We start from the raw sequence: 9,027 nt of genomic DNA on the forward strand, positions 1-9,027 counted from the left end.
ACAGTAGAGAGTAATGACCCAAGCAAATAACCTTTCCTCTAAACCCAGTTATGCGCCAACCATGACGCTATCAATGGCACAAAAGCGGGCGCAATTTATCAATGCTATTCGGCAGTTTTTTGCCAGTCGTCACGTGCTTGAAGTGCAGACGCCGTTGCTCTCACAAGCAGGTAATACCGATACCTTTTTGCAGTCGGTCGCCGCGCAGGTCACGTATCAAGACAAACCTTGTACCTATTATCTGCATACGTCGCCTGAGTTTGCGATGAAGCGCCTACTTGCCAGCTGGCAGATGCCCATTTACCAGATTTGTCCAGTATTTCGTGATAATGAGATAGGCGTGCGCCATAATATTGAATTTACCATGCTCGAGTGGTATCAGCCGAAATATAGCCTAGAAGATATGGGTACTGAATTGGGCGAGCTATTGGAGGCGCTTTACGGTTATCCGATCGTGCTGAGTCATTACCGTTACGTCGATGCCTTTATGGATTTTGTGGGTATTCATCCCTTAACGGCGAGTCTTGCCGCGCTACAAGCGGTGGCAGAAGATAAAGGTTTGACAGGATTTGATTTTAATAGTGCAGAAAATGGTGCCAGCAATAGTGAAGAAGATATTCGCCAAAGTTGGTTGGATTTATTGTTTAGTCATGCCGTCGAGCCAAATTTGGGGCACGATTTGCCGACGTTGATTATAGAATATCCGCCTGCGACAGCAGCATTGGCGAAAACGGCTATCGATAAAGACGGTAATACAGTCGCCAAGCGCTTTGAGCTTTATATTAACGGTATTGAAATTGCCAATGCTTATGATGAGCTGGCAGACGGACAGGCGTTAAGAGCGCGCTTTGAGCGTGATAATCAATTGCGCAAGCAGCATAATCTGCCACAAATGCCAATCGATGAGCATTTATTAGCAGCATCTGATGACTTGATACCTTGTAGCGGTATCGCCGTCGGTATTGATAGGTTGCTGATGGTCATCACAGGTGCCAGCAGCTTAGAGGACGTCATTCCATTTCCAAGTGGCCTAGCTTAGTTGTTCTTTAATATCATTTAACGTAACCGTTAATTTTTAAATAATCCATAACAAAAGCGCGTAAACCAGGGCTTACGCGCTTTTTTATGTCTGTACTTTTTATTACGCTACAAACTACTCATTATTTGTTATAGCTTTTACTTATTAGAGTTTAGCAAGTGCTGCATCGATGGCGGTCTCACCATTATGCATACTAAAGACTTTTTTAATCGTATTATCAGCATTAAGTACCGCTGCTAATGTTGTAGCCACATCTTCAATAGCGTTTTCGCCCGCATTATCATCGTTAACAATGATTTTACCAGTACCAGCGCGCTCTTTTAGCGCACCTGCTTGTACAATGGTGTAATCAAGCGTGCTATTTTCAACCAACCACTGATCGGCGTAATGCTTACAGATATAGTATTCTTTTAAATCGGCAATACCAGGCTGATCCCATTTGTTGGTATCTAAGGAAAATACCGTACTTAGTATGATATAACGTTTGATACCTTTATCTTGAACTGCTTGCATCGTCTTGACCGCACCATGCAAATCGACTTCTAAGACATCTTTCCCACCGGAACCAGCAACAAAATAAACCGCATCGATATCTTGCTCAATCTGCTGTTGAATCACGTCTTTCTCAGCAGTAATATCTAAATCTAACTGACTATAATTGTCATCGCTAAATAATTTTTCATCTTGACGGGTTGTGCCAATCACTTGATGGTCAGCCGCTAATAACTGCTTAACCAAATCAGAACCTACTCGACCACTTGCCCCAATCACTAATATTTTCATTATCATTCCTATTATTATATGAGTTTTATATGCATTATATTTATTTAAAGACTTATGATTTAAAACTGGTTATTCAAGAACCCTTTATTCAAAAAATATTTTTTTAAAATAATTCGTTTTAAAAGCTGCATATAGCCTAACAATAATGACGAGCACACTTCGTTATGAAGCGTGCTGATTGCATAGTGTTTGGTTATGGAGTGTATAGGGTTTGCAAGACTGGACTTTGTGAAGGTTGATATTTATAGAGATAAAAAATTTTCAAGAAGTTTCAAAAAATAGAATTTTTAAGCTGATAAGTAAAAGAAATGACCGCACCAATTAACGTACCAAGCGATTAAGACCATCGGCAAAGGCTTTTTTGTCGCGGTCGCCGTAAGGTTTCTGCCCGCTCATTTCTTGCAACTCAAGCACACCAGTGCCGCGCATGGTATCCATAAAATCGCGCATATTAAGCTTCTGCTTGATGTTGTTTTTATCGTAAACCACACCGCGCGTGGTCAAAACCATACCGCCTTTATCTAAAATATCATTGGCCAAAGGAATGTCGCTGGTGATGGCCAAATCGCCCGGCTGGATTTGCTCAACGATATAATCATCGGCTTTATCAAACCCTGATGGCACCACGGTCATGACGAGCAGCGGTGATTTGCGCAATTTAATCGGCTGATTGGCGACAAATATCGCCATCGTTTGGGTACGTTCAGCCGTTTTGATGATTAAGTCTTTGGCAATCAATGGCACCGAATCGGCATCTACCCAAATCTGCATTATTTCTCAGCCTTATCGGTCTTTAATAATACCTCCGTTTGGCTGCCTTTGACTTCATTTTCATTATCTTCTGAAGTACTGTTAGGTTTCGTATTGCTTGCTTCCTCTAGCGTACTTGTTTGCTTCTCGGTAATAGTAGGGGCTAGTTTTTTATCAAGCCCCACTTTATTTGGCAAGACCGCAACCAGTTTTGCTAGCGCGGGCTCTAAGTCCGCCACGTCATTTGGCATCAAGGTGATATGGGCAATTTTACGGTCTTCGCGCTCAGCCTTATGGTAGCTATGATAATGAGCGCCATCGATATTGAGCACCGCGCTGATATCAGGATATTGACCTAAGACGTTGAGCATAATTGCTGGATGGACGTTGTCGGTATCGCCTAAGGGCAGATTGACCACCGCGCGGATATGGTTTTCAAATTGACTGGTAATCGCGCCTTCGATACTCCAGTGTCCAGAGTTATGGACGCGCGGAGCAATCTCGTTGGCTAGCAGATAATCGTTACCGCGAGCATCTTTACTCACAAATAGCTCAAGCGCCATCACACCGACATAACCCAAGTGATTCATCACCGTGCTAATGGCATCGGTTGCTTGCTGAAATAAATGGCTGGTACCAACGGCAGGGGCGCGGGTTTTGGCTAAGATACCATGATGATGATGGTTTTCGACCAAATCATAGCAGCGCACCTGACCATTTTGCGCGCGTACAGCAATGATAGATACTTCACGGCTAAAGTTAATAAAGCCCTCTGCAATTAATGGCGCAGGCGTTGGGGTTAATGAACCTTTACCGCTAACCGCGTCTTTTAGCTCATGCCAAGCAGTTTTAATATCGCTGTCCTCTTTGATAACGAATTGACCTTTACCATCATAACCACCGCGGCTGGTCTTGAGCACAATAGGCAATCCTAGCTCGTCGCAAGCTTGCTTTAATTCGGCTTCAGAATTGACCGCCATAAATGGCACGGTGGCGATATCAAGCTCATTAAACATGCCTTTTTCTTTTAAGCGATCTTGAGCGATATCAAGGGCAAGCGGTGGCGGGAACATACCTTGTTTGCTGCCTGATTTTGATAGATTTGCCAACTGTTCGACAGTCGCCGTTGGCGTATTTTCAAACTCTAAAGTAAAGACGTCAGCTGCGGCAATAAATTCATCTAATTGCTCGCTAGAAAAAACTTTGCCGTATAGGCTGGCAGGGCAGTTGGCATTATCTTCTAAAAACACGCACTGATAACCGAGCGGCAGGGCAGCTTGGGCGAGCATCATACCAAGCTGACCGCCGCCTAAAATACCGATGGTACGGATGGTTTGGGTAACAGGATAAGCATTGGCGGTAGTCATGGCAGGCTCTTTACATTTAAAATGAATAAGGGTTTTTAGTAAATGATTGGCTAAAAGTTAAGGTTAGAAATAGGAAAAGGTGCACCGTATGCACCTTATCTTTAGTAAAACTCATTTGGCTATAAATATCAAGTTTAGCGCATGGTAAGTATCAAATATTGCTAGCAAGAATATTGATAACAGCAGTTTTTGCTAAAAGGTTAACTCATCTTGCTTACTTTACTGATTAATAATACCGGGCGTTGGACTTGCAAGAATGGTCTCTGTTTGCGCTTGACGCATGTTATCAAGCTTAGTAGCAAGCGATTCATCATGCAAGGCCAGCACTTGAATGGCAAGGAGGGCCGCGTTATAGGCACCAGCAGTACCAATGGCTAAGGTGCCAACAGCCACGCCCTTTGGCATTTGTACGATAGAGAGCAGACTGTCCCAACCGCTAAGCATAGATGATTTAACAGGGACACCAAACACAGGCAGCGGCGTTTGACTGGCACACATACCGGGCAGATGTGCCGCCCCGCCCGCTCCAGCGATAATCACCTGTAAGCCATTACCTTTAGCGCTTTTGGCATAATCGAACAATCTATCTGGCGTACGATGGGCTGACACCACTTCACATTCAAAAGCAATATCAAAGTCAGCAAGCAACTGCGCCGCTGCACTCATGGTCGCCCAATCCGACTGCGAGCCCATAATAATGCCAACTTTTGGTTGACCAGCAGGGGAGGTAATGGGACCGTTTTGCTCAATAGCAGCGTTTTGTGTAGTAGGGTTCACAGTAGCGGAGGTGGTGCTCATGCTTTGATATCCTCAAAAAGACCATCATACAAAAGTTTTGCTGCCTTCGTAAAGCCAAGTTTGCCGTTTAATGTCAAAGCTGACCAAATAGCAGTTTTTTATGTCGCAGTTTTATCGATTTATAATGGGCCTTCATCATGGCGATATTGCACAAAGTTACTGGCTTTCAATGGTAATGGCTGCTCAGTATCAAGCTGATAACAGGTCATATAACCGCTATCTATGGCTGCTGAATAATCGGTGCAAACCACTTGATTACTTAATGGTTCAGGATTGCCAGTAAGCCAATAATGCCCAACAAACACGGGTTTGTGTGTTTTAAGGGCAAATTCAATGTTCTCTGCCATGGCATCGTTTGGAATCTGAGCCAAGCCCGATTTGGGCGCACGGGCGATTTCATGTATAGGCCGCTTATTTAGCTCATCAAGCCACCAACGCACGCGTACTTGTGAGCGCGCTGCACCGTCTTTATCGACCATGACCAAACCCTTAGGTAACGCTGTTTCCACGCCTTTTAGCACACGTTCAAGCGCGTCGTAGGCGGGGCTATGTTTTTGTGAGGTGGCAATGACCGCTTCAGGGGTCAAGCAGTTACCAGCAGTGAGCAAAGGTTTTAATACCGCCATGCTATCGACATCCCAGCAAGCGTGGACAAAACAGGCATAATCGGTCTCAAGCCAAAGCGGTATCTCATAAAAGCGCTGCAACCAGTATTGATGCGCTTCTGAGCCAAAGGGCACTTCGGCTAAAAACGCTTCATGTTGGCGTACGTGTACATCGCTATGCGAGCGTAAATAGTACTCGGGCTGCTTTGGATCAAGCATCGCAAAAGCCAAAGCATTGTATTCATGATTGCCCATCACTGCATCGGCCACGCCTGCATCTAGCATCGCAAAAACAATTTCAAGAGTGGCAACCTGCTGCGAACCACGGTCAATCAAATCACCAATAAAGAGCGCCCGATGACCTACTGGCGGTACAAAGTGACTGCCATTATGCACGTAGCCCAACTGTTTTAGCAGCCCAATCAATTTGTCTGCATAACCGTGAATATCACCAATAATATCTATAATCATAATTATTTATTAAATTCTTAAATATTTTGTTCAAAATAAAATTACTAAAAAACATCGCTAACTGCTTAACTACTAAAAATTCATTTATAAACCAAGCTTCGACTTTCACCACTTGATTTTATTAAATGTTCTACAGCCCAGGAGACAATAGCGCATTTAAAAAGTGCGGCAAGACGCGAGGTTCTAAAATAATGGTCGCAATCACTCCAAACGCGCCGCCCCACATATGCGCCATATGATTGATATTGGAGCCACCGCGTTTATCGGCGTAAATACTATAAGCAACGTAAGCGACGGCAAACACTATCGCTGGAATAGGAATAATGGCGAATAGATAAATTTTTTCCCACGGTGTTAGTAAAATAAATGCAAATAGCACCGCTGAAACCCCACCTGAAGCACCAAGGCTTAAATAGCTGGCGCTTTTTTTGTTTTTAAGATAGCTTGGCACCATGGCGATTACGATAGCCAACACATAAAAAACCACAAAACCATAACCGAATAAAAATGACTGATACAAGCCTTCGATAGCCCGGCCAAAAAAGTACAGGGTGAACATATTAAACAGCAAATGCATCGCATCGGCGTGAATAAAGCCGTGGGTCACAAAGCGATCCCATTGACCGTTATTCACCGCTGGCGGATAAAAAATCAGCCGATTAAATAGGGTTTTATTTTGCCACGCCAATAAACTGACAATAACCGTAATAATGATAATAAGCGTCGTGTGGTTGAACAAAGGAGAGTCCTTAGGCCGAGCCTGATAGGGGGCAGTGTTATAGAGCGTAGTGCTTAAATACCAAATAAGTTGGATAAAAAATAACTAAATATGGATGCTGAAAATAGCTAAAGCTTACACCAACAGTAATAACAGTGATGCTAAGGCAAAAAACCAATAGACGACAAAATTATGCTTTAATAATCGTTTATATTGAATAATATAACAGCGTAACAGGCAACTAAGTAATGCTTCGTATACTGACCGTAACGTTTAACGACAGAATAAATATTTACCAAAAATAAATCATTAATCGGTGGTATTTATCCAGTTTTACGCTTGTTGAAATTTTAAAAAAGACTAAAAATAATAACGCCAATCTCAACTTATCGTAGGCTTTTGATTTTTATAGAATTTAAAATTCTAATTGTTTTAACTGAAATTTTAAAAACTAAGTAAACCAATACCTTAGAAAAATAAGTTGAGAGTGGGGTAAAAATAATAGGCAATTTATATGCCAATATTAGCTTGTTAAGTATCAACTCAGTACCGACTAAGTGCTAACCTGTTAAGCGCGCATTTTTAAGGGCGTGCTACAGTCTACAGCGTATAAAACTGAAGTCAAAAAAAGAATCGCTGTCGCATATCTTAAATCAACGCCGATAAAGGCTGGAACTTATGAATATCATCGACCAATTAGAGCAGATAGTAACCCCAGCCGTCTTAGGTAGCCAGATTAATAATGAACATGTTATTGATGGGCATCGTATTGATAACGGCAGCGTGTCTTATGTCAGCTTATTGGAGCAGTTTTATGCCATTTTGGCGGCGCGTTTGGCATTGCCGCAAATTTACTCGCAGTTATTGCGTGATGAGGAGCCAATTGCTAATGAAAATATAGTAGAGACGCCATTATTTGAACAATTATGGCAAGCCCCAAGCGCGCGCCAAACCATTGTCGAAGAGCTGGCAGTGACCCATCATATTGATAAGCTGACTACCACAAAGCTCATTATGAATGCGGCGCCACTGGCTTACCGCGAGCTTAAAGTCATGGCTAACGGGCAGTTTTTACCGGCGTTTCTACAAAGTGAGCAACCTTCACTGCGCCATTACCTGCCAATATGGGCAGCACCGCTCATTACCGTCACACAAGATAATCCTGATGAATTGTTTGATTATCAAAACGCCATAGTCAATGCGGCGACAGAAACTGTTTTATTAAATAAAAATGCTACTGAAGCAAGCGTGGTAAGCCCTTCTGCGAACTTGATAAAACAACCAAACGTGGCAACAGAACTTGCTAGTGAAAGCTTCGATAACAGCCTAACTGCGAGCGCTATTCATGCCAATCCTGCTGAGCATCACTTAGCAGAAAACAGCAGTTTAAAGCGCGAAAAAGTACGAACCCGCAACCAACGTAATGACTTATTAATACGGGTGTTTTTATTATTGGCCGCCATCGCAGCGATTGGATTGGTATGGGCATTTTTAATTAAGCCTAATGAAGTCCCGCCTGTAGAGCCAGTGACGACTGCACCCGCTGTGGTAGCGCCTGTCGCTGAGCAGCCCGCGCAGGTGTTGACGCCCGCTACGCTTATCGTTGGCGTGGATAATAACGGTAATTTATACACGTGTAGCGCCTCTGTCGGTGACGCTGCACTACAAAGCACGCTGCAACAAGCGCTCAATAGCAGTTTTGGCGAGCAGGCAGGGATGTGTCAGTTTACGGTACAAGAAGGCGTGGCTAACAATATTGCCAATATGCCTATCGAAGCGCTACCCAATATCCTGACATTATTAAGAGCGACGCCGTTTGCCCGTCTGCAGTTGCAAAATGACCGTATGACGATAGAAGCGCCAGATGGTATGCAGCTACAAAGATTGACCACTGATATCCGTACTTTGGCACCAGCAATAATGGTAGATAGTACCGTGCCGCTACCATTGCCTAATAATGCAGAAAGCGGCATAGGCGCCGATAATATGGCGATGAACGGTGCAAGCAATCAGTTTGCTCAAGATGGTAGCGGCCTAAATGACCAGTACGTTGGCACTAATAATATGAATAACAGTAATGCAAATAACAATAACGACTATCAAGCTTCTGATGACGTCACCGGTGATAGCGTGACGCCTGCACCGGCACGTAATAATAATTTTAATAATCCGCCTAGAGCTAACGAGCCTAGAAACAATGAACCTAGAAGCAATGAACCTAGAAGCAATGACCGTCCCGCATCAACGCGACCACCGGGACCTTTTTCAGAATCAGAAGTAGACGATATGGCCAATAGCGTTATCGTGGTGGAGCCTGCGCAAGCAAGATGATAGTTTAAAACGTCTAACAAATAATGAGCTATAGTAAAAGAAACAAAAATCCGCTACAGTATATAATATGGCATACTCAAAAGACTATCGACAACTGATCCTCAATAAGCTTGCAGAAGGCTATAGCATTCGACAACTTGCCGAGGAATATCAAATTAGCACCAA

At 43.3% G+C, this 9,027-nt stretch carries 8 protein-coding genes; 2 read left to right on the forward strand and 6 right to left on the reverse strand.

Annotated elements, in window-relative coordinates; translation table 11 throughout:
• Window positions 1–13 precede the first annotated feature (13 nt).
• On the forward strand, window positions 14–1,039 hold the full coding sequence (gene epmA, locus H9653_RS08595) for an EF-P lysine aminoacylase EpmA (protein ID WP_191691895.1): 1,026 nt from the start codon (window positions 14–16) through the stop codon (window positions 1,037–1,039).
• Between the two features lie 144 nt (window positions 1,040–1,183).
• Here epmA and H9653_RS08600 read toward each other — a convergent pair whose 3' ends face one another.
• The 6 genes from H9653_RS08600 to H9653_RS08625 all read right to left on the reverse strand — a co-directional run bounded on the left by H9653_RS08600 (window position 1,184) and on the right by H9653_RS08625 (window position 6,552).
• Window positions 1,184–1,822, reverse strand: a complete 639-nt coding sequence (locus H9653_RS08600; RefSeq protein ID WP_191691897.1) for an NAD(P)H-binding protein — start codon at window positions 1,820–1,822, stop codon at window positions 1,184–1,186.
• A gap of 321 nt (window positions 1,823–2,143) precedes the next feature.
• Window positions 2,144–2,593, reverse strand: a complete 450-nt coding sequence (locus H9653_RS08605) for a YaiI/YqxD family protein (RefSeq protein WP_144297416.1) — start codon at window positions 2,591–2,593, stop codon at window positions 2,144–2,146.
• Window positions 2,593–3,939 (reverse strand): 5-(carboxyamino)imidazole ribonucleotide synthase, encoded by a 1,347-nt coding sequence (locus H9653_RS08610; RefSeq protein ID WP_191691898.1) that lies wholly within the window; start codon window positions 3,937–3,939, stop codon window positions 2,593–2,595. The genes H9653_RS08605 and H9653_RS08610 overlap by 1 nt, the downstream gene beginning before the upstream one ends.
• A gap of 219 nt (window positions 3,940–4,158) precedes the next feature.
• A complete protein-coding gene (gene purE, locus H9653_RS08615; protein ID WP_191691903.1) occupies window positions 4,159–4,737 on the reverse strand; it encodes a 5-(carboxyamino)imidazole ribonucleotide mutase in 579 nt (192 codons plus the stop codon).
• Window positions 4,738–4,856: 119 nt separating this feature from the next.
• Window positions 4,857–5,813, reverse strand: coding sequence for a metallophosphoesterase (locus H9653_RS08620; protein ID WP_191691904.1), 957 nt, complete (start codon window positions 5,811–5,813; stop codon window positions 4,857–4,859).
• Between the two features lie 130 nt (window positions 5,814–5,943).
• Window positions 5,944–6,552 carry a rhomboid family intramembrane serine protease gene (locus tag H9653_RS08625; RefSeq protein ID WP_191691905.1) on the reverse strand — a complete coding sequence of 203 codons (609 nt, stop codon included), beginning with the start codon at window positions 6,550–6,552 and terminating at the stop codon, window positions 5,944–5,946.
• Window positions 6,553–7,209: 657 nt separating this feature from the next.
• On the opposite strand from H9653_RS08625, the gene H9653_RS08630 reads away from it, so the two are divergent.
• On the forward strand, window positions 7,210–8,862 hold the full coding sequence (locus H9653_RS08630) for a hypothetical protein (protein WP_191691906.1): 1,653 nt from the start codon (window positions 7,210–7,212) through the stop codon (window positions 8,860–8,862).
• The last annotated feature ends 165 nt before the right edge of the window (window positions 8,863–9,027 follow it).

Source organism: Psychrobacter communis (assembly GCF_014836505.1).
GTDB classification, from domain to species: domain Bacteria; phylum Pseudomonadota; class Gammaproteobacteria; order Pseudomonadales; family Moraxellaceae; genus Psychrobacter; species Psychrobacter faecalis.